The sequence below is a fragment of the Nonomuraea guangzhouensis genome, from assembly GCF_019396345.1.
Taxonomy (GTDB): Bacteria; Actinomycetota; Actinomycetes; order Streptosporangiales; family Streptosporangiaceae; genus Nonomuraea; species Nonomuraea guangzhouensis.
Map to the genome: position 1 here is coordinate 313466 of NZ_JAHKRM010000014.1, position 19183 is coordinate 332648.

Consider the following 19183-nt stretch of genomic DNA (forward strand, 5'->3'; position numbering starts at 1 on the left):
ATTAACAAACTCGATCGAGCTTGCGAGGACCCATGGCCCGCTCCCGGCTCATCCTCATCCTGCTCTGGACCTGCACTTTGCTGGTCAGCGCTGGAGGTGTCGCCCTGGCCGCACCAGCGGCGACCGCCTCCTCCACAGCCCTGTCCGGCTACAAGATCCAGTCATCCGCCAAGGTGTCGGACTCCGGCACCGCGATCTCCACCCCCGGCTACGCGGCCTCCGGCTGGTATCCGGTCGGCCCGCGCTCGACCGTCCTGGCCGGGCTGCTGGAGAACAACGTCTACTCCGACCCGTTCTTCTCCACGAACATGCAGTCGATCCCGACCGCCGACTTCGACGTGCCCTGGTGGTACCGCTCGGACTTCACACTCGGCTCCGAGACCGGGTTACGCACGTTCCTCGACTTCAGCGGCGTCATGTCGAGCGCCGACGTGTGGGTCAACGGCACCCAGGTGGCCACCGCCGCCCAGGTCGCCGGCGCCTACACCCGGCACGAGCGCGACGTCACCGCGCTGGTCCACCCGGGCGTCAACTCGGTGGCCTTCCGCGTCAACGCCAACAACCCGAACAACCACCTGACGATCGGCTGGATCGACTGGGTGCAGGTCCCGCGCGACGACAACACGGGCATCTTCCGTGACGTGCTGATCAGGCGCAGCGCCGACGTCTCCTTACGCGACGCGCACGTGATCACCAACCTGGCCGTGCCCGCGCTCGACCGGGCCGACCTGACGATCAAGGCCGACGTACGCAACGGCACCGGCAGCGCGGTGACCACCACGGTCAGCGGGACGATCGGCTCGCTCACGTTCTCCCAGAACGTCTCGCTCGCGGCGAACGAGACGAAGCGCATCACGTTCAGCCAGACGCTGACGAACCCACAGGTCTGGTGGCCCTACCAGATGGGCGCCCAGCCGCAGTACGACCTCAACCTCACGGCGACCGTCGGTGGCGCGGTGAGCGACACGCTGACCCAGCGCTTCGGCGTCCGCAAGGTCGAGTCGGCCAAGAACGCCAGCGGCCGCCGCTTCTACAAGATCAACGGCCGGTCGATCCTGATCAGGGGCGGCGGCTGGTCACCGGACATCTTCCTGCGCAAGGACCTGCGCTACCTGGAGGACAAGATCCGGTACGTCAAGGACCTCGGCCTGAACACCATCCGGGTCGAAGGCCACCTGGACACCGACGAGCTTTACGACTTAGCCGACAAGTACGGCATCCTGACCATGCCCGGCTGGGAGTGCTGCAACAAGTGGGAAGGCTCGTTCGCCACGGCCGACTACCCCATCGCCAAGGCGTCGATGCAGGCGGAGGCCACCAGGCTGCGTAACCACCCCAGTGTGATCTCGTTCCTGATCGGCTCCGACAACCCGCCGACGGCCCAGAAGGAGACCAACTACCTCGACGCGCTGACGGCCGCCGAGTGGCCGCTGCCGATCGTCTCCGTGGCCTCGGACAAGTCCAGCCCGCAACTGGGAAACTCGGGCCTGAAGATGCCGGGCCCGTACGAGTGGGTGCCGCCGAACTACTGGTACAACAAGCGCGAAGGCGGCGCGTTCGGCTTCAACTCCGAGACCAGCGCGGGCCCGGACGTCCCGACGCTCGACTCGCTCAAGCGGATGATGACCACCGCGCAGATCAACTCGCTCTGGCAGAGCCCGAGCGCGACGCAGTATCACCGCTCCCCGTCGAGCACGTTCAACAATCTGACGATCTATCACAACGCCCTCAGAGGCCGGTACGGCGTGCCGTCCAGCCTGGCGGACTACGTGAAGAAGGCGCAGCTCGCCCAGTACGAGGCGGTCCGCGCGCAGTTCGAGGCGTACGGCCGCAACTTCACCGACTCCAGCAACCCCTCGACCGGCGTCATCTACTGGATGCTCAACAGCGGCTGGTCCTCGCTGCACTGGCAGTTGTTCGACTACTACCTCGACCAGGGCGGCTCCTACTGGGGCGCCCGTGAGGCGAACAGGCCGCTGCACGTCCAGTACTCCTACGACAACAAGTCCGTCGTCGTGGTCAACTCCGGCCCCTCGGCGGCCTCGGGCCTGATGGTCAAGACCGACGTGTTCAACATGGACGGCACCTCGAAGTACACCAACACGGCCACGGTCACCGTCCCCGCCGACGGCGGCAAGGCCACCGCGGTCACCGTCCCGTCGATCAGCGGCCTGTCCACGACCTACCTCGTACGGCTGAGCCTGCTGCGGGGCGGCGAGGAGATCGACCGCAACGTGTACGCGCTGTCCACGGCGAGCGACGTCATCGACTGGGACAACAACGACTGGTACTACGTGCCGACCACCAGCTACGCCAACCTGACCGGGCTCAACAGCCTGGCCCAGGCCCCGATCACCGCCACCGCCACCTCGCCGTCCCCTGGGAACGTGAGTGTGACGATCAAGAACACCGGTACGGGCGCGATCCCCGCGTTCATGCTCGACGCGCACGTCGTGGACGCGTCAGGCAAGCCGGTGCTGCCGATCCAGTGGTCGGACAACGCGATCAGCCTCTGGCCGGGCGAGTCGAAGACCCTGACCGCCACCTACCGGGCCGCCGACCTGAGCGGCGCGGCGAGCGTCCGGGTGTCCGGCTGGAACACCGCGACGCTCACCGTCCCGACCGGCCCGCCGGACACCGAGAAGCCGACCGCGCCGGCGAACCTGCGCAGCACCGCCAAGACGTCCTCCAGCGTCACGCTGGCCTGGGACGCCTCGTCCGACAACACCGGGGTGAGCGGCTATGACGTCTACAACGGCACGACCCTGGCCACCACGGTCACCGGCACGACGGCCACGGTCTCGGGCCTGACGGCCGCCACGGCGTACACGTTCACGGTCAAGGCCCGCGACGCGGCCGGCAACACCTCGGACGCCTCGAACGCGGTGACCGAGACCACCGGCAGCGGCCCGGTCGTCTACCAGGCCGAGGACGCGACGATCTCCCAGGGCGCGGCGGAGTCGAACCACGACGGCTACACGGGCACCGGGTTCGTCAACTACGACAACGTGACCGGCAGCTACGTCGAGTGGACGGTCAACGCCCCCGTGGCGGGACCGGTCACTCTGGAGCTGCGCTACGCCAACGGCACCACGGTGAACCGGCCGATGGCCATCGCGGTCAACGGCGGCACGGCGGTCAACCGCGACTTCAACGCCACCGGCAACTGGGACACCTGGCAGACCTCCACCCTCACCGTGAACCTCACCCAAGGAGCCAACAAGATCAGAGCCACCGCCACCACGGCCAACGGCGGACCGAACGTCGACCGGATCTCGATAGGCTGACCTCATGATTCGCCACGTCGTGCTGTTCACCTGGACCGAAGACGCCACCGAGGAGCAGAAGGCCACGGTCGCGACAGAGTTGCGCAAACTACCGGGGATCATCCCGGAGATCCGGTCCTACACGGCGGACGCCGACGCGGGCATCAACCAGGGCAACCACGAGTTCGGAGTGGTCGCCGACTTCGACAACGTCGACGACTACCTGGTGTACCGCGATCACCCTCAGCACCAGAAGGTGATCGCGGAACACATCAGGCCGATCATCGCGAGCCGGGCGGCCCTACAGCTCACTCTTTAGGTGCCTCGTCGGTCCACCCGAGCTTCTTGATCACGTTGCTGTTGGCCAGCTCGCCGATCAGCGAGCCGTCGGGCCGAATCGGTGTGCGCTGAATGGCCAGCAGGTCGCCGCTCTCCCGGTCGATGATGATCTGCTGCAGTACGTGCGGGCTGTTGAACAACAGCCCGAGTCCGGTACGTCCGTCGAGGTCCGTGACCCCGTCGGCCACCCGCACGTTGGGCAGCTTCGTGAGCATCCGGTAGAGCGCGGCACGCGTGCCCGGCGTGATCTCGGCGTCCTCCAGCAGCTGACAGGCGACGGTCCAGAGCCAGGTCTCCCGGTCGTCCTGGGGGTCGGTGTAGCGCTTGAGCATCTCGGCCTCGAGCGCTTCCGCGTCGGTGGGCAACCCTGTCACGGGCTTGAACACCGACAGCTCTACCGGCCCGTAGTAGATCCTGCCGATCTGACAGTCGTTCTTGGATTCGCAGAAGGGTGGCGATCCCGCCTCCTTCCATGCCTGCTCGTCGTCGGGCGTCACCAGTGCGGCGGTGAAATCCTTCTTCTTGATCCGCTGCACACCGTCTCGGCTGATCCACATCACCTCAGGGTTGCGATACTCGACGGTGTAGCTCGGGGTGGCCTTGGCGGGCGTCCTCGTGATCTGCACCATCTCGCGCCGCCACCAGGCGCCCTCGCCGGGCGGCTGGGCGGCCAGCCGGTCCGCCGCCGCGGCGAGCGCCTCGGCCGGGTCCTGCACCTTCGTGGCCGTATCCGGGCCCCCGCCCAGTCCCGGCACCACCACGAACCCGCCGATCAGCACCAACGCCACGGACGCGGCCGCCAGCGTCATCCGGGACCAGCCGGGCAGGCGGCGGCGCGGGGCGCGATCCACGAGCTGCGCCCGGATCCTCATCATCTTGGCCGAGTCGGCCGGCGGTACGTCCGGCATCACGTCGTCGATGAGCTGGAACTCCTGCATCAGACCTCAACTCCCAGCGCTTCACGTAGTTTGGTCCTGGCCCGGCTCAGCCGGGAGGCGACGGTGCCGTTGGCGATGCCGAGCGCCGCGGCCACCTCGTCGTAGATCAGCCCGCCGTACGCGACGAGCAGCAGCACGTCGCGCTCGCCGCGCGACAGCCCGGCCAGCGCGGCCGAGAGTTTCTGAACGGTCACCCCGGCGGCGACCCGGTCCACGACCCGCTGGTCGTGGCCACCGTCGTCGCGTGGTGGCCCGGATCTGGCCAGCGCCCGGTAGCGCCGCATCTCGGCCCGCCGGTGCTTGCCGATGAGGTTGGTGGCGATGCCGTACAGCCATGGCCGGACACCGCCCTTGGCCGCGTCGAAGCTGTCGCGACGGCGGAACGCGACGAGGAAGGTCTCGGCGGCGAGGTCCTCGGCGATGTCGAGGTCGAGGCGGCGGCCGATGTACCGGCGGATCTCCTCGTAGTGCGCGTCGAAGACCGTGGCGAACCGCTCGGGATCGGCGACCGCTCCGTCAACAGATGTGATCATGCAAGGGTCTCCCTTGCCGGGGAACAGGGACACCTGTGATTACCCGCTCCCGGAAGACCCTTCCGACTAGATTTCCGGCGGGTTGTTCTCGCGGTGCATCAGCCGGTTGTCAGAGGTACTGCCCCGCCTGGGGGCCAGCACGATGCTCAGGACCACGCCCACCCCGCCGACGATCATGAAGATGACGCCGATCGTGTCCATGTGCACGCTCTGGCCGAACACGTCCGGCTCGATGGCGAATCGCAGGATGGCGCCGAGCGTGAGGAAGAAGATGCTGACCCCGACACCCATGACGACCTCCACAACGGCAAAGAGCACGTACGCCCTCGGTCATACCCGAGTATGCGTGATCACACGCTCAGGCGAGACAGGAGAGTGGCTTTCCGCCATTGAACGTGATCATGTCGGTGATGGCGGCGACAAGGTCGATCTGGCCGCCCCGGGGCAATCCGTCCAGCTCGGCGTAGGCGCGGTGCAGGTTGCCGACGATGCGCTCGGCGTCGAGCAGCTCGCCCCACTCGCCCAGGTCAGTCTCACGGGCCGCCTCCAGCGGGGTCAGCCCCGCCGCCTTGCCGCGCTCGGCGGTCACCAGCACGAACTCCAGGTAGCCGCGCACCTGGTCGAAGACCTCGGGCCCGCACACGTCGCCGTGCCCCGGCACGACCGTCTCCGCGCCCAGCTCCTTGAGCTGGTCGAGTGCCTCGATCCCGCCCGTCACCGAGCCCATCAGCACGAACGGCGTGCCGCCGTTGAAGGCCAGGTCGCCCGCGAACAGCAGGCGCCGCTCCGGGATCCAGACATAGGAGTCGTTGGTGGTGTGCGCGGCGAAACCGACATGCCGCACCTCGCACCGCAAGTCATCGGAGTAGACCGTGACCCGGTCGCTGTAGGTGAGGAACGGCGCCACCGCCTCCAGATGGCCCCACTCCACGTCCGGTGACCAGGCGAACGTCCGATACTCGGGGATGCCCTCGGCCAGGATCAGCTCGCGGGTCCGCTCGTGGGCGACGATGGTGGCCTCGGGGAAGAGGTAGTTGCCGAACGTGTGGTCGCCGTGGTGATGGGTGTTGATCAGCGTGGTGATCGGGCGGGCGGTGACCTCCGCGATGGCCCGCCGGTACGTCCGCGTCCGCCGCTCGGTCGAGCAGGCGTCGATGGAGATCACCCCGCGCCGCCCGGCCAGGAAGCCCGTGTTGTTGATCCACCAGCTCCCGTCAGGCTGGATGTAGGCGTAGATGCCTGACGAGACCTCTTCCAAACGGGGTGGCGGCAGGGAGCGGTCATCGTGGTGAGAGGCACTCATGTCGCGAACGTACCGCGTGCGGGCCGTTCTGAGAGAGCGTTTTCCAGCAGAACGCCCGCTCCACAGTGGAGCGGGCGTTCAGCGGGAGGCGGATCCAGAGGTGGATCCTTTAGGAGGGTCTAGAAGGCGGCCTCCGGGAGGTCCATCAGGTCCTGGCCGGTGGCGGTGAGCACCCGGCGCTCGGTGGCCAGGCGGGGCAGCACGGTCGTCGCGAAGAACGAGGCGGCCGCGACCTTGCCCTGGTAGAAGGGGTCCTCGCCCTCGGCGAGCCGGGCCAGCGCGATCTCGGCCTGGCGCAGCAGCAGCCAGCCGATCACCAGGTCGCCCAGGCCGAGGAGCAGCCTGGTCGTGTTGAGCCCGACCTTGTAGACCTCGCTCGGCGTCTCGAGCGCGCCCAGCGCCCAGCCGGCCATCGTGTCGCCCATGGCCTTGATGTCGGCGGCGGCCTCGGCGAGCAGCTTGCGCTCCTCCTTGAGGCGGCCGTTCCCGGCATCGGAGGCGGCGAAGGCGTTGATCTCGGCCAGCAGGGAGTTGATGGCGGCGCCCTGGTTCCGCAGGATCTTGCGGAAGAACAGGTCCAGGCCCTGGATCGCGGTGGTGCCCTCGTACAGGGAGTCGATCTTGGCGTCCCGGATGTACTGCTCGATCGGGTAGTCCTGCAGGTAGCCGGAGCCGCCGAGCGTCTGCAGGGACCGGGCGAGCAGCTCGTACGAGCGCTCCGAGCCGACGCCCTTGACCAGGGGCAGCAGCAGGTCGTTCATGTCGCGCGCGTGCCGGTCGCCGGGGTCGATCTGGATGGCGTCCTGGAACGTGGCCGTGTAGAGCACCAGCGCGCGCATGCCCTCGACGTACGACTTCTGCAGCATCAGCTCGCGGCGTACGTCCGGGTGGTGGGTGATCGGCACCCGGGGAGCGGACTTGTCGGCCATCCTGGTCAGATCGGCGCCCTGGGCACGGCTCTTGGCGTACTCCAGGGCGTTCAGGTAACCGGTGGAGAGCGTGGCGATGGCCTTGGTGCCGACCATCATCCGGGCGTGCTCGATCACCATGAACATCTGCCTGATGCCCTCGTGCACCTCGCCGACCAGCCAGCCGATGGCCGGGTGCTGGTCGCCGAAGGTGAGCTCGCAGGTCGTGGAGACCTTCAGGCCCATCTTCTTCTCGACGTTGGTGACGTAGACGCCGTTGCGCTCGCCCAGCTCACCCGTCTCCAGGTCCACGTGGAACTTCGGCACCAGGAACATCGACAGGCCCTTGGTGCCGGGTCCGTGGCCCTCGGGGCGGGCCAGCACCAGGTGGAAGATGTTCTCGGACATGTCGTGCTCGGCGCTGGTGATGAAGCGCTTGACGCCCTCGATGTGCCAGGTCCCGTCGGGCTGCCGGATCGCCTTGGCGCGGCCCGCGCCGACGTCGGAGCCCGCGTCGGGCTCGGTCAGCACCATGGTGGCGCCCCAGTCGCGCTCGATGGCCAGCTCGGCGAAGCGCTTCTGCGCGTCGGTGCCGACCTCCCACAGGGTGTAGGCGAAGTTGGGGCCGGCGGCGTACATGTAGAGCGCCGGGTTCGCGCCGAGGATCATCTCGGCCGTGGCCCAGGCCAGGCTCCGCGGGATGCCGGGGCCGCCCAGCTCGCGCGGCAGGTCAAGGTGTGCCCAGCCGCCTTCGACCAGCGCCCGGAACGACTTCTTGACGCCCTCCGGCATGGTCACCGAGCTCGTGGCGGCGTCGAAGACCGGCGGGTGCCGGTCGCCCTCCTCGAACGACTCCGCCAGCACATCGGTGGCCAGTCTGTTGACCTCGTCCAGAATGCCGCGGACGACGTCCTCGTCGATATCCGCGTACGGCCCGGTGCCGAGGATCTCGCGTCGCCCGAACACCTCGAAGAGGTTGAACTCCAGGTCACGGACGTTGCTCTTGTAGTGGCCCATGGTGTCGATCTCCTTGAACCGGGGGCTTTATGTACTGGCGAGTAACCTTACTCGAAATGCTACCCGCGAGTAACCATGAATATGCGTGGCATGCTCATCTCCATGGACGCCGAAGAACTCGCCGCCCGGTGGCGAGAGCGACTGGATTCCTGGGCCATCCCCGCCGAGATCATGGCCAAGGCACCGGTCGACCCGTGGGGTCATTCCCCGGCGCGCTTCGCCACGCGCACCGACAGAGCGCTCGCGGAGCCCGAGGACGGCCCCACCGCGACGCGCCTCATCGAGGCGCTGGGCGAGCGCGCCACGCTGCTCGACGTCGGCGCGGGCGCCGGCGCCGCGTCGCTCCCCCTGCACGACCGCCTCTCCACGCTGTACGCGGTCGACACTTCGGCCGGGATGCTCGACGAGCTCAGCCTCAGGGCGGACAAGCTCGGCGTCCCGCTCAACGCGGTCCACGGCCGCTGGCCCGACGTGGCCGACCAGGTGCCGGTCGCCGATGTGGTGATCGCCGCGCACGTCATCTACAACGTGCCGGACCTGGCCGACTTCCTGCGCGCGCTGAACGACCACGCCCGGCGCCGCGTCGTGCTCGAACTCCCGCACCGCCATCCCATGAGCTGGATGGAGCCGCTGTGGCAGCACTTCCACAACGTCGGCCGCCCGGTCAGGCCCGTCGCCGAGGACTGCGTGGCCCTGGCGGCGGCGCTCGGCTATCCCGTACGGGTGGAGGAGCGCGAGGCGCCGCTGGACCGATACAGCTCCCTGGAGGAGCTGGCCGAGAGCGTCTGCCTGCGCGTCTGCCTCGACCCGTCGCGCTCGGCGGAGGTCGGCGCGACGGCCCTCGAACTCGGCATGTGGCCGCTCCCGCGCGAACGCTGGGTCACGATCTGGTGGGATCGACCCGCACGCTGATACCGCATGTCAGGGAAGGCTCAGGGTAGGTCCCCGATGCCATAGCGGGGTGTCAAAAGGCACTCTAGGGACATGAACGAAATCAGTCGACGCGATGAGGTCTCGTTGTCCGGCGCCGCACTGCGTGGCGCTCCCTGGAAGGCCGCCGCCATCGGCGGTGGCGCTACAGCCGCGGCCAGCTTCGGGCTGGGCTGGATCCTGCCCGGCTCCGCCGACCTGGTCTGGGCGCTCGGTCTGGGGATCAGCGTCTTCGCGCTGGTCGCCGCCATCGGCGCCGTGTCCAAGCCGCACGAGGGCGACCGGGTGACCCGCCAGGCGCGCCTGTGGGCGCTGAAGCACCCGTGGCGGTTCGCGCTGCTGCCCGCCGCCATCACGGCGGTCCTCGACTATCCGGTGCAGCTGGTGCTCGACGGGGAGGGTGTGTTCGGTTCGGCCTTCGAGTCGCTCTGGCACGGCGCCCTGGTCTATCTGATCGCCGGCGTCCTGACGCTCACGATGCAGGGACGAGCACGATCTTCCCAGTGACCCGGCGGTTGATCAGATCGTCCATAGCCCGTCCGGCCTCCTCCAGGGGCCTGGTCTCCGGTGGCGCCGGGTCGATCCCGGGCATCGTGAGCAGCTCCTGGAGCATCAGCCGGTTGGCGGCCGCGTGGCTCATCGACCACGCGCCCCAATCCACCCCCACCACCGCCCGATTACGCAGCAGCACCTGGTTGGTGGGGAGTCGCGGAATGCCGCCCCCGGCGAAGCCGACGACCAGGAGCCGCCCGCCCTCGCGCAGCGAGCGCAGCGCCTCCTCGGACAGTTCGCCCCCTACGGGGTCAACCACCACGTCCACGCCCCAGCGCCTGGCGGCGGCCTTCAGCCCCTCGTAGCCGATGACCTCGTCCGCCCCGGCCCGCGCCGCGCGCTCGCGCTTCTCCGGCGTCGACGCGGCCGCCAGCACGGCGGCCCCCAGCGCCCTGGCCACCTGGATGGCCGCCAGGCCCACTCCACCGCCCGCGCCGAGCACCAGCACCCGTTCGCCGTGCCGCAGCCCGGCGCGCTCCTTGAGCGCGTACCTGGCCGTGCAGTAGCTCTGCGCGAACGCGGCCGCCGTCCGCGGATCGAAGCCCTCCGGCAGAGGTACGGCCTGCGCCTCCGGAACGACCACGTGCGTCGCGTAGCCGCCGATCCCGGTGATGGCGAGCACCCTGGTGCCGTCGGCCAGGAGCCCGGCCACCTCGTACCCCGGCGTGAACGGCAGTGGCGGCCTGATCTGGTAGGTGCCGCCGACCATCAGCCCGTCGACGTAGTTGACCCCGGCCGCCTCGACCTCGACCACCACCTGGCCGGGACCCGCGACGGGATCGGGCCGCTCGACGAGCTCGACCAGCTTGCCGTACTCGGTGCAGACGACCGCCTTCATCCGGACAGCCTCCCCGATAGAACATCATTCTGGCAAGCGGTCCGGCATCATTCGGGCATGGACGAAAACTGGACCATCCGCCCTGCTCGTGCCGGAGACGTGCCCGCCGTCGTGGCGATGCTGGCCGACGACCCGCTCGGCGCCAAGCGCGAAGGAGATCCGGCCGATGAGCGGTACCTGACGGCATTCGCGCGGATCGACGCCAACCCCTACGACGAGTTGATCGTCGCCGAGCGCGAGGGCAAGGTCCTGGGGACGATGCAGCTCACCTACCTGGCCGGCCTGTCGCGACTCGGCGCCGAGCGCTGCCAGATCGAGGCCGTCAGGGTCCACGCCACGACCCGGGGCCAGGGGCTGGGCCGGGAGATGATGCGGTGGGCGATCGACCGGGCCCGCGCCCGGGGCTGCGCGATCGTCCAGCTCACCTCGGACAAGTCACGCGTCGACGCGCACCGGTTCTACGACTCGCTCGGCTTCAAGGCCTCGCACGAGGGCTACAAACTGTCGCTGAGCTGACAAGGGCTGACCTCGACAAGATTGTCATGGTAGGAGGGGCCCCGGCCCATGTCGGCGTCGCGTTCCGCCACGACCGTGTTGGGGTTCGCGCCGCCGGGGTTGTGCTTGGGCCAGCTCCCCTTCGGCGAGGCCACCACGCCACGCGCCACCCGGTCGCTCACCTCGACGTCGGCCAGGAACTCGCCGCCCGCGTTGTGCACCCGCACCCGCTGCCCGCTCACCAGCCCGCGCGCCTCGGCGTCGGCCGGGTTGACCAGCACCACGGGGTCCTTGGCCCGGCGCCTGAGCTCCGGGTTGTTGCCGAAGATCGTGTTGAGGAAGGTGTGCGCCGCCGGTGTCACCAGGGTCAGCGGGTACGGTGAGTCGCCGGCCGTACGCAGGGAATGGGGTGGCACGTACGCCTTGCCGCGCGGCGGGAAGCGGAGCCGCCCCGAGGCGGTGGGGAAGCCGTCGGCGAACGGGGTGAACGGCCGGGGGTAGTTCATCCGCACCCAGCCCTCCTTGCGCAGCCGGTCCAGCGTGACGCCCTCCAGCGACGGGTGGCCGCTGCTCAGCAGTTGCTCGGCCAGCTCCAGGTCGGAGTCGTACAGCGACGGCTCGGTCATGCCCATGTGCGCGGCCAGGCGGCGGAACGTCTCGGCGGTGGACAGGCACTCGCCGGGCGGCGCCACGGCGGGCTCGTTCCACAGGAGGTAGAGATGGCCGTATCCCGCGTGCAGGTCCATGTGCTCGGTCTGCATGGTCGCGGGGAGCACGATGTCGGCGTAGTCGACCGTGTCGGTGGGGAAGTGCTCCATGACCACGGTGAACAGGTCCTCGCGCTCCAGTTGCCGCCGGATCCTGTTGGTGTCGGAGGTCGAGCCGACCGGGTTGGCGGCGTAGACCCAGAGGCACTTCACCGAGTCCAGCTCGGAGGCCAGCCGGGTCATGGTCAGCGTACGGACGGGCTTGGCCAGCAGGTCGTCGCGGGTGTCGATGTCGAGGTGCACGTGGCCGCTGGTGGAGTAGGCCATGCCGCCGCCCGGGTGGCGCCAGTCGCCGGTGACGCCGGGGATCGCGCTGATCGTCCGCAGCGCGGTGCCGCCGCCCGCGTGCCGCTGGACGCCCATCGTGGCCCGGATCGCGGTCGGCCGGGTGTGCGCGATCCGCATCCCGAGCTCGCGGATGTCGGCGGCGGGGATGCCGGTGATCTCCGCGGCCCGCTCGACGGGATACTCCAGGATCTCCGCGCGGAAGGACTCCCAGCCCTGGGTGTGCTCGGCGAGGAACTCCTCGTCCTGGGCGCCCTCGGCGAGCACCACGTTCAGCAGCCCCAGCGCGAGCACGGCGTCGGTGCCCGGCCTGATCGCCAGGTGCTGGTCCGCCTGGTCGGCGGTCCTGGTGCGGATCGGGTCGATGGCCACTACGTGGGCACCGGCGGCGCGGGCGTCCTGGACGAACTTCCACAGGTGATGCCCGCTGGTCAGCGTGTTCGTGCCCCACAGCAGGATCAGCCTGGACAGCGCGAGGTCCTCGGGGTCCATGCCGGCGGGCGTGCCGTTGGTCAGGGTCAGCCCGGCGCCGCCGGCCGTGGCGCAGATGTTCAGCCAGTGCTTGGACGCGCCGAGCATGTTCCAGAACCGGCGCCCGGCGACGCCCTCGGCGCCCTGGATGTAGCCGAGCGAGCCCGTGCCCACGTACGGCCAGATCGCCTCGCCGCCGTGCTCGTCGACGATGCTCCGCAGCCTGGTCCCGATCTCGTCGAACGCCTCCTCCCAGGTGATGCGCTCGAACTGCCCCGACCCCTTGGGCCCGGTACGGCGCAGCGGGTACAGGATGCGGTCGTCCGCCTGGGTGTGCTCCAGATACCGGTTGACCTTCACGCACAGCGCGCCTCTGGTGTAAGGCTGCTCCGGGTTGCCGCGCATCTTCACGGCCTTGCCGTCCTCGACGGTGACGATCCAAGAGCAGGTATCCGGGCAGTCCAATGGACATGCCCCCAAAACCCTCAATTCACCCGACATGCGACACAGCTTACGTGTCACTCCACCGGGCGTTATGGGACGCCACAGCAGGCTCCGACTCGCGGTAGAAATCAAAGGTGAAGGATTGGCAGGACCCAAAGATCGTACGGTCGGTCGGGAAGGTGCAGAATCTCTGTCGGTGGCCGAAATCAGGGAACGTGATGACGCGGAGGACCTCGCGGAGGGGGATCCAGCCGTGGACGAAGCGCGCGCTCATCCGGACGTCTACGTAGTCGAGCCGCTGCTGCCCCAGCGCCTGCGCCGGCCCTCGGACCTGCTGCGCTTCATGTCCACGCTGGTGGTGCTCGCCGCGGTCGTCCTCATCTCCCTGGTCGCGAAGCAGACGCTCAACGGACTCGAAGCGGACGTCAAAGAGGGCGCCACCCTCGTCCCCGATCTGCTCAGCCGCGTCGCGACCTTCCTCGGCGGCGCGGCCGTGCTCATCGTGCCGGTCGCCTTCGCCGTCGAGCGCGTCTTCCACCGCGACGGCCTGCGCGTCGCCGAGGGCCTGATCGCCGCGATCATCGGCATGGTCGGCTCGTTCCTGCTCGGCCAGTGGCTGATCGGAGGCAGCGTCGAGGACCTGCGCATGCTGCTGACCGGCGGGCGTTCCATCGAGCCGCTCAACACGCTGCTCACCTCTGTGGTCGCCTACGCCACCGCCGTGCGCATCTCGCGCCGCCCCACCTGGCGCATGCTCATGTGGACGGTGATCGCGCTCGACATCTTCGCGCTCTTCTCCGGCCGGCAGATCACGCTGCCGGGCGCGTTCGTGCCCGTCCTGGTCGGCATGGCCGTGGGCTACGGCACCCTGTACGGCGTGGGCAGCCCCAACACCCGGCCGCCCGGCAACGCGGTCATCGCCGCGCTCCGCAAGCTCTCCTTCTCCCCGGTCTCGGCCCGCCGCATCGAGGACGACCACCAGGGCAGCCGCCGCTACGCCATCGGGCTCAAGGACGCCAGCCGCCTCGACGTCACCGTGCTCGACCGCGACCGGCAGGTCGCCGGCTTGCCGTACCGGCTCTGGCGACGGATCCGGCTCAACTCGGAGACCAGACGCAGGGCGATCAGGTCGCTCCGTGCCGAGCTGGAGCGCGAGGCGCTCATGGCCTACGCCGCGCAGGCGGCGGGCGCGAGCACGCCGCGCCTGCTCGGCACCAGCGAGATCGGCACCGAGGCCGCGCTGCTCGCCTATGAGCACCTTGAGACGCGCCCGCTCGACGACGTGCCCGACGCCGACATCGACGACGCCCTGCTCGCGCAGATCTGGGAACAGGTCGAGCTGCTGCAGATCCAGCGGCTCGCCCACCGGCGGCTGACCGGCGACAGCATCCACCTCGACCAGGCCGGCCGGGTCGTGCTCACCGACGCCCGCAGCGGCGAGATCGCCGCCGGCGACCTGCTGCTCCGGCTCGACGTCGCGCAGCTGCTCACCTACCTGGCGCTCCGTGTCGGCGCCGAGCGATCCGTCAGGGCCGCCGCCGCCGTCATGGGTCCCGACGCGCTGGCCGCCGCGATGCCCCTGCTCCAGCGCATCGCCCTCACCCGCGAGACGCGATCGGCGCTGTCGAAGGACAAGGGCGCGCTCGCCGCGCTGCGCGAGCACATCGTCGCGCTCAAGCCGCAGGGCAAGGTCGAGGAGATCCGGCTGGAGCGGTTCCGGCCGCGCACCCTGGTCACGATCATCGCCAGCACGCTTGCCGCCTACTTCCTGCTGTCGCAGCTCAGCCAGGTCAACCTGATGCGGGTCATCACCACCGCAAACTGGGCCTGGTCGGGGCTGGCGCTGGTCGCCTCGTTCGTCAGCTTCGTGGCCGCCGCGCTGATGCTCCGGGGCTTCGTACCCGAGCATCTGCCGCTCTGGCGGACGGTGCTGGTCCAGTTCGCGGCCTCGTTCGTCAAACTCGTCACGCCCGCCGCCGTCGGCGGTGTCGCGATCAACACCCGCTACCTGCAGAAGCGTGGCATCTCGCCGGCGCTCGCGGTGGCCAGCGTGGGCGCCTCGCAGCTCGGCATGATGGTCTTCCACATCGCGCTGCTGCTGCTGTTCGCCTACATCACCGGGTCCAACACCGCCACCGCGTTCAGCCCGTCACGCGGGCTGGTCGTGGTGATGCTGGCCGTGGCGGTGCTGGTCGTGGTGCTGTTCGGGGTGCCGCCGCTGCGCCGGTTCATCACCGGGCGGATGCACTCGCTGTTCGCCAACGTGCTGCCCAGGCTGCTCGACGTGCTGCAGTCGCCGCGCAAGATGATCGAGGCCTGCGTGGGCACGCTGATGATCACGATCGCGTTCGTCGTCTGCCTCGACGCCTGCGTCGAGGCCTTCGGCGGCGAGATCGGCTTCACCACCGTCGCCGTCGTCTACCTCACGGCCAACGCGATCGGCTCGGCCGCGCCCACACCTGGTGGCCTGGGCGCGGTCGAGGGAGCGCTCACGCTGGGCCTGACCGTGGCCGGGTTGCCCGCCGAGCTGGCCACGTCGGCCGTGCTGCTGCACCGGCTGCTCACGTTCTGGCTGCCGGTGCTGCCGGGCTGGGCCTCCTTCACCTACCTCCAGCGGCACGAGGCCCTGTGACCTTGTCGATGGCGTCGAGCTCGTCCTGAGTGAACGCCGGGCCGTCGACGCAGGCCACGTTGTCCTCCAGCTGCCGCACGCTGCTCGCGCCGATCAGCACGCTGGTCACCCGGGGGTCCCTGATCGCCCACGACAGCGCCATCTGCGCCAGCGACTGGCCGCGGCTCCCGGCGATCTCGTTGAGGTCGCGCGCCAGCTCGCGGTCGATCCGGTCGGCGCTCAGGAACCTGCTGGTCGCCGCCCGCGAGTCGGCGGGCACGCCGTCGAGGTAGCGGTCGGTCAGCAGCCCCTGGGCGAGCGGTGAGTACACGATGCACCCCATGCCCGCCTCCTCCAGCACGTCGAGCAGCCCGTCCTCGATCCAGCGGTTGATCATCGAGTAGGACGGCTGGTGGATGAGCAGCGGCGTGCCCAGCTCCGCCATGATCCGCGCGGCCTGCGCGGTCTGCTCGGCGGAGTAGTTGGAGATCCCCGCGTACAGCGCCTTGCCCGAGCGCACCGCCCGGTCCAGCGCGCCCATCGTCTCCTCCAGCGGCGTCTCGGGGTCGGGCCGGTGGCTGTAGAAGATGTCGACGTAGTCGAGCCCCATCCGTCCCAGCGACTGGTCGAGGCTGGCGAGCACGTACTTGCGCGAACCCCATTCGCCGTACGGACCCGGCCACATGTCGTAGCCGGCCTTGGTGGAGATGACCAGCTCGTCCCGGTGGCCGGCGAAGTCCTCGCGGAAGATCCCGCCGAAGTTCCGCTCCGCCGAGCCGTACGGCACGCCGTAGTTGTTGGCCAGGTCGAAGTGCGTGACACCCAGGTCGAACGCGCGCCGCAGGATCGCCCGCGAGTTGTCGATTGGCCGGTTGTCGCCGAAGTTGTGCCACAGACCGAGCGAGACGGCCGGCAGCTTGAGGCCGCTCCGCCCGCTGCGGTTGTACGGCTGGCGCTCGTAACGGTTGTCGTCCGGCTGGTAGGTCATGCGGTGCCTCTCTCGATGATCCAGGAGAGCGCGAAGGCCTCTTCGCGCCAGGCGTCGTAGCGCCCGCTCCGGCCGCCGTGTCCCGCTCCCATCTCCGTCTTCAGCAGGAACGGCCCGCCACCGGCCGTCGCCCGGAGCCTGGCGATCCACTTCGCGGGCTCGTGGTACATGACCCGGGTGTCGTTCAGGCTGGTGATCGCGAGAATCGGAGGGTATGGACGGCCGTCGACGTTCTCGTACGGCGTGTAGCTCTTCATATACGCGTAGACATCGGGGTTGTGTAGGGGATCGCCCCACTCGTCCCATTCGATCACAGTCAGCGGCAGCGACGGATCGAGGATCGTGTTGAGCGCGTCGACGAACGGCACCTCGGCCACCACGCCCGCGAACTCCTCCGGTGCCAGGTTCGCCACCGCGCCCATCAGCAGGCCGCCGGCCGAGCCGCCCCTGGCGATGACCCGGTCGCTCCAGCCCGACGCCTTCAGGTGCCTGGCCGCCGCGACGAAGTCGGTGAAGGTGTTCTTCTTCCGGGTGAGCTTGCCCTCCTCGTACCAGCGGCGGCCCATCTCTCCGCCGCCCCTGATGTGCGCCACGGCGAAGATGAAACCGCGGTCGAGCAGGGACAGCCTGGGGACCGAGAAGCCGGGGTCGATGGAGGTCTCGTAGCTGCCGTAGCCGTACAGGACGGTGGGTGCGGGCTTCGCCGTGTCCTTGCGCTTGACGAGAGAGATCGGCACCCGCGTGCCGTCCTCGGCGGTGGCCCACTCACGGAACTGCTCGTAGTCGGCCGGGTCGTAGCCACCCAGGACAGGGCGCTGCTTGAGCAGGATCAGCTCGTGGGTGGCCAGGTCGTAGTCGTAGACGCTGGCCGGGGTGATCATGCTGGTGTAGGCGAGCCGGAGCCGGCCGGTGCTGAACTCCGGGTTGCCCGCGGGGCCGACCTCGTAGAGCGGCTCGGGGAACTCGATCTCGTATTCGGCGCCCTCGTACGGCAAGACGCGGATCCCGGTCAGCCCGTCGCGGCGGAAGTGGACGACGGCGTGGCCGGCGAACGCGTCGATCTCCAGGAGCCTCGTGTCGGCGCTGTGGGCGATCAGCGGCGTCCAGGTGCCGGGGTCGTCGAGCGGGGCGGTGGCCAGCTCGAAGTTCTCGGCGCCCTCGTTGTGGAGCACGTAGAAGAAGTCACCGGCGTGCTCGATGCCGTACTCGACACCCGTCTTCCTGGGGCGGACGACCTGGAACTCGCCCGTCGGGTCGTTCGCGTCGAGGATCCGCACCTCGCTGGTGATCTTGCTGCCCGCGCCGAGCACGAGGTACTTCTCGCTGCGGGTGAGCCCGATGCCGACCCAGTAGCGCTCGTCGGTCTCCTCGTAGACCAGGACGTCCTCGCTCGTGCCGAGCGTGTGCCGGTAGACCTGGAACGGGCGCCAGGCGTCGTCGACGCGCGTGTAGAAGAACGCCGACCCGTCGGCCGACCAGGCGCCGCCGTAGAAGACGTTCTCGATCTCGTCGTCGAGCGGCTCGCCGGTCTCGAGGTTCTTGAACCTCAGCGTGAAGCGCTCGTCGCCCTTGTAGTCGGTGGAGTAGGCCAGCAGTGTCCCGTCGGGCGTCATGGCGCTGGTGCCGACGGAGAAGAACGGGCTGTCGCCCGCCAGCTCGTTGCCGTCGAGGATGACCTGCTCCTGGTCGAGCCGCCCGCCCGGGGTGACCGCCGGCGGGGTCTCGCCGTCCGCGGGCACGCGGCAGGAGACGGCGTACTGCTTGCCCTCCTCGGTGCGGCTGAAGTACCACCAGGCGCCCTTGCGGCTCGGCACCGACAGGTCGGTCTCCTGGGTGCGCCCCTTGATCTCCTGGAAGACCTGCTCCTGGAGGTCGCCGAGATGAGCGGTCTGGTCTTGGAGGAACGCGTTCTCCGCCTCCAGGTAGGCGATCGTGTCGGGATCGTCCTTATTGGTAAGCCAGGCGTACTCGTCGATCACGGTGTCGCCGTGATGGGTGCGCTCAGTTGGAGATTTCTTCGCCACAGGCGGTGTGTTGCTGCTCACGTGGGGAGTCTATGTTCCTGGCCGTGATCGTTCTGTGGCCGTTGATCGGAGTGAAGGCGTCTCGAGTGGTCGGAGGCGCTGCTAATCTTTAGAAGCCGCCAGGGTGCGGCGCAACCAACCTCTTCCACTTCGGTGGCTTTGATGTGCGTTGCGCTGTGCTGGGCGGCAGTCGCTTCGATTCGCTACCCGGTCTACGGGATGGTAAATTGAAGAGGCGGTCGAAATTCTAAGCAAGTCCGGTCAGTTTGACAGAAAAACGGACTGGTGAAAGAATAGAGACACAACGAAAGAACAAAACGAAATGTGCGCCTCTCGCAGGTTGGGGAGTACGCGTCCGTTTCTTGAGAACTCAACAGTGTGTTAAAAGCCAGTGCATGATGCACAACCCCGTCATGTCCATGCTTTCGGGTGTGGATGACGGATTCCTTTATATGGTTGGGATTTCTTTCCCTT

The 19183-nt window shown here is 68.8% G+C and carries 15 protein-coding genes; 6 read left to right on the forward strand and 9 right to left on the reverse strand.

Features of this window, described 5'->3' with window-relative positions:
* Window positions 1–32 precede the first annotated feature (32 nt).
* Window positions 33–3287, forward strand: coding sequence for a glycosyl hydrolase 2 galactose-binding domain-containing protein (locus tag KME78_RS64750; protein ID WP_246652010.1), 3255 nt, complete (start codon window positions 33–35; stop codon window positions 3285–3287).
* Between the two features lie 4 nt (window positions 3288–3291).
* The gene (locus KME78_RS29280) at window positions 3292–3585 is read left to right on the forward strand and encodes a Dabb family protein (RefSeq protein ID WP_219532582.1); all 294 of its coding nucleotides are present in this window, start codon (window positions 3292–3294) and stop codon (window positions 3583–3585) included.
* On the opposite strand, the gene KME78_RS29285 is transcribed toward KME78_RS29280, so the two are convergent.
* The 5 genes from KME78_RS29285 to KME78_RS29305 form a co-directional block, all read right to left on the reverse strand.
* A complete protein-coding gene (locus KME78_RS29285; protein WP_219532583.1) occupies window positions 3575–4543 on the reverse strand; it encodes a CU044_5270 family protein in 969 nt (322 codons plus the stop codon). The two genes, KME78_RS29280 and KME78_RS29285, sit on opposite strands and share 11 nt — an antisense overlap.
* A complete protein-coding gene (locus KME78_RS29290) occupies window positions 4543–5076 on the reverse strand; it encodes an RNA polymerase sigma factor (protein WP_219532584.1) in 534 nt (177 codons plus the stop codon). The genes KME78_RS29285 and KME78_RS29290 overlap by 1 nt, the downstream gene beginning before the upstream one ends.
* 66 nt (window positions 5077–5142) lie before the next feature.
* A complete protein-coding gene (locus KME78_RS29295; RefSeq protein ID WP_219532585.1) occupies window positions 5143–5367 on the reverse strand; it encodes a hypothetical protein in 225 nt (74 codons plus the stop codon).
* A gap of 67 nt (window positions 5368–5434) precedes the next feature.
* Window positions 5435–6379 (reverse strand): MBL fold metallo-hydrolase, encoded by a 945-nt coding sequence (locus KME78_RS29300; protein WP_219532586.1) that lies wholly within the window; start codon window positions 6377–6379, stop codon window positions 5435–5437.
* 119 nt (window positions 6380–6498) lie between these two features.
* On the reverse strand, window positions 6499–8304 hold the full coding sequence (locus tag KME78_RS29305; RefSeq protein ID WP_219532587.1) for an acyl-CoA dehydrogenase: 1806 nt from the start codon (window positions 8302–8304) through the stop codon (window positions 6499–6501).
* A gap of 90 nt (window positions 8305–8394) precedes the next feature.
* Here KME78_RS29305 and KME78_RS29310 point away from each other — a divergent pair, with 90 nt between their 5' ends.
* Window positions 8395–9216 (forward strand): class I SAM-dependent methyltransferase, encoded by an 822-nt coding sequence (locus tag KME78_RS29310; protein WP_219532588.1) that lies wholly within the window; start codon window positions 8395–8397, stop codon window positions 9214–9216.
* 72 nt (window positions 9217–9288) lie between these two features.
* Window positions 9289–9741, forward strand: a complete 453-nt coding sequence (locus KME78_RS29315; RefSeq protein ID WP_219532589.1) for a hypothetical protein — start codon at window positions 9289–9291, stop codon at window positions 9739–9741.
* Here KME78_RS29315 and KME78_RS29320 read toward each other — a convergent pair.
* Window positions 9707–10624, reverse strand: a complete 918-nt coding sequence (locus tag KME78_RS29320; RefSeq protein ID WP_219532590.1) for a zinc-binding dehydrogenase — start codon at window positions 10622–10624, stop codon at window positions 9707–9709. The genes KME78_RS29315 and KME78_RS29320 overlap by 35 nt on opposite strands.
* Before the next feature lie 57 nt (window positions 10625–10681).
* On the opposite strand from KME78_RS29320, the gene KME78_RS29325 reads away from it, so the two are divergent.
* Entirely contained in the window at window positions 10682–11140 is a 459-nt protein-coding gene (locus KME78_RS29325) for a GNAT family N-acetyltransferase (RefSeq protein ID WP_219532591.1), read from the forward strand.
* Here the strand turns inward: KME78_RS29325 and KME78_RS29330 are convergent.
* Window positions 11119–13107: a molybdopterin-containing oxidoreductase family protein gene (locus KME78_RS29330; protein ID WP_308127177.1), complete on the reverse strand. Its 1989-nt coding sequence runs from the start codon at window positions 13105–13107 to the stop codon at window positions 11119–11121. The two genes, KME78_RS29325 and KME78_RS29330, sit on opposite strands and share 22 nt — an antisense overlap.
* 175 nt (window positions 13108–13282) lie before the next feature.
* Here KME78_RS29330 and KME78_RS29335 point away from each other — a divergent pair, with 175 nt between their 5' ends.
* Window positions 13283–15718 carry a lysylphosphatidylglycerol synthase transmembrane domain-containing protein gene (locus tag KME78_RS29335; protein WP_308127178.1) on the forward strand — a complete coding sequence of 812 codons (2436 nt, stop codon included), beginning with the start codon at window positions 13283–13285 and terminating at the stop codon, window positions 15716–15718.
* Here KME78_RS29335 and mgrA read toward each other — a convergent pair.
* Both mgrA and KME78_RS67350 read right to left on the reverse strand, forming a co-directional pair.
* On the reverse strand, window positions 15687–16685 hold the full coding sequence (mgrA, locus tag KME78_RS29340; RefSeq protein ID WP_219532593.1) for an L-glyceraldehyde 3-phosphate reductase: 999 nt from the start codon (window positions 16683–16685) through the stop codon (window positions 15687–15689). The two genes, KME78_RS29335 and mgrA, sit on opposite strands and share 32 nt — an antisense overlap.
* The gene (locus tag KME78_RS67350) at window positions 16682–18730 is read right to left on the reverse strand and encodes a S9 family peptidase (RefSeq protein WP_308127179.1); all 2049 of its coding nucleotides are present in this window, start codon (window positions 18728–18730) and stop codon (window positions 16682–16684) included. Before KME78_RS67350 ends, mgrA begins: the two co-directional genes overlap by 4 nt.
* Window positions 18731–19183 lie beyond the last annotated feature (453 nt).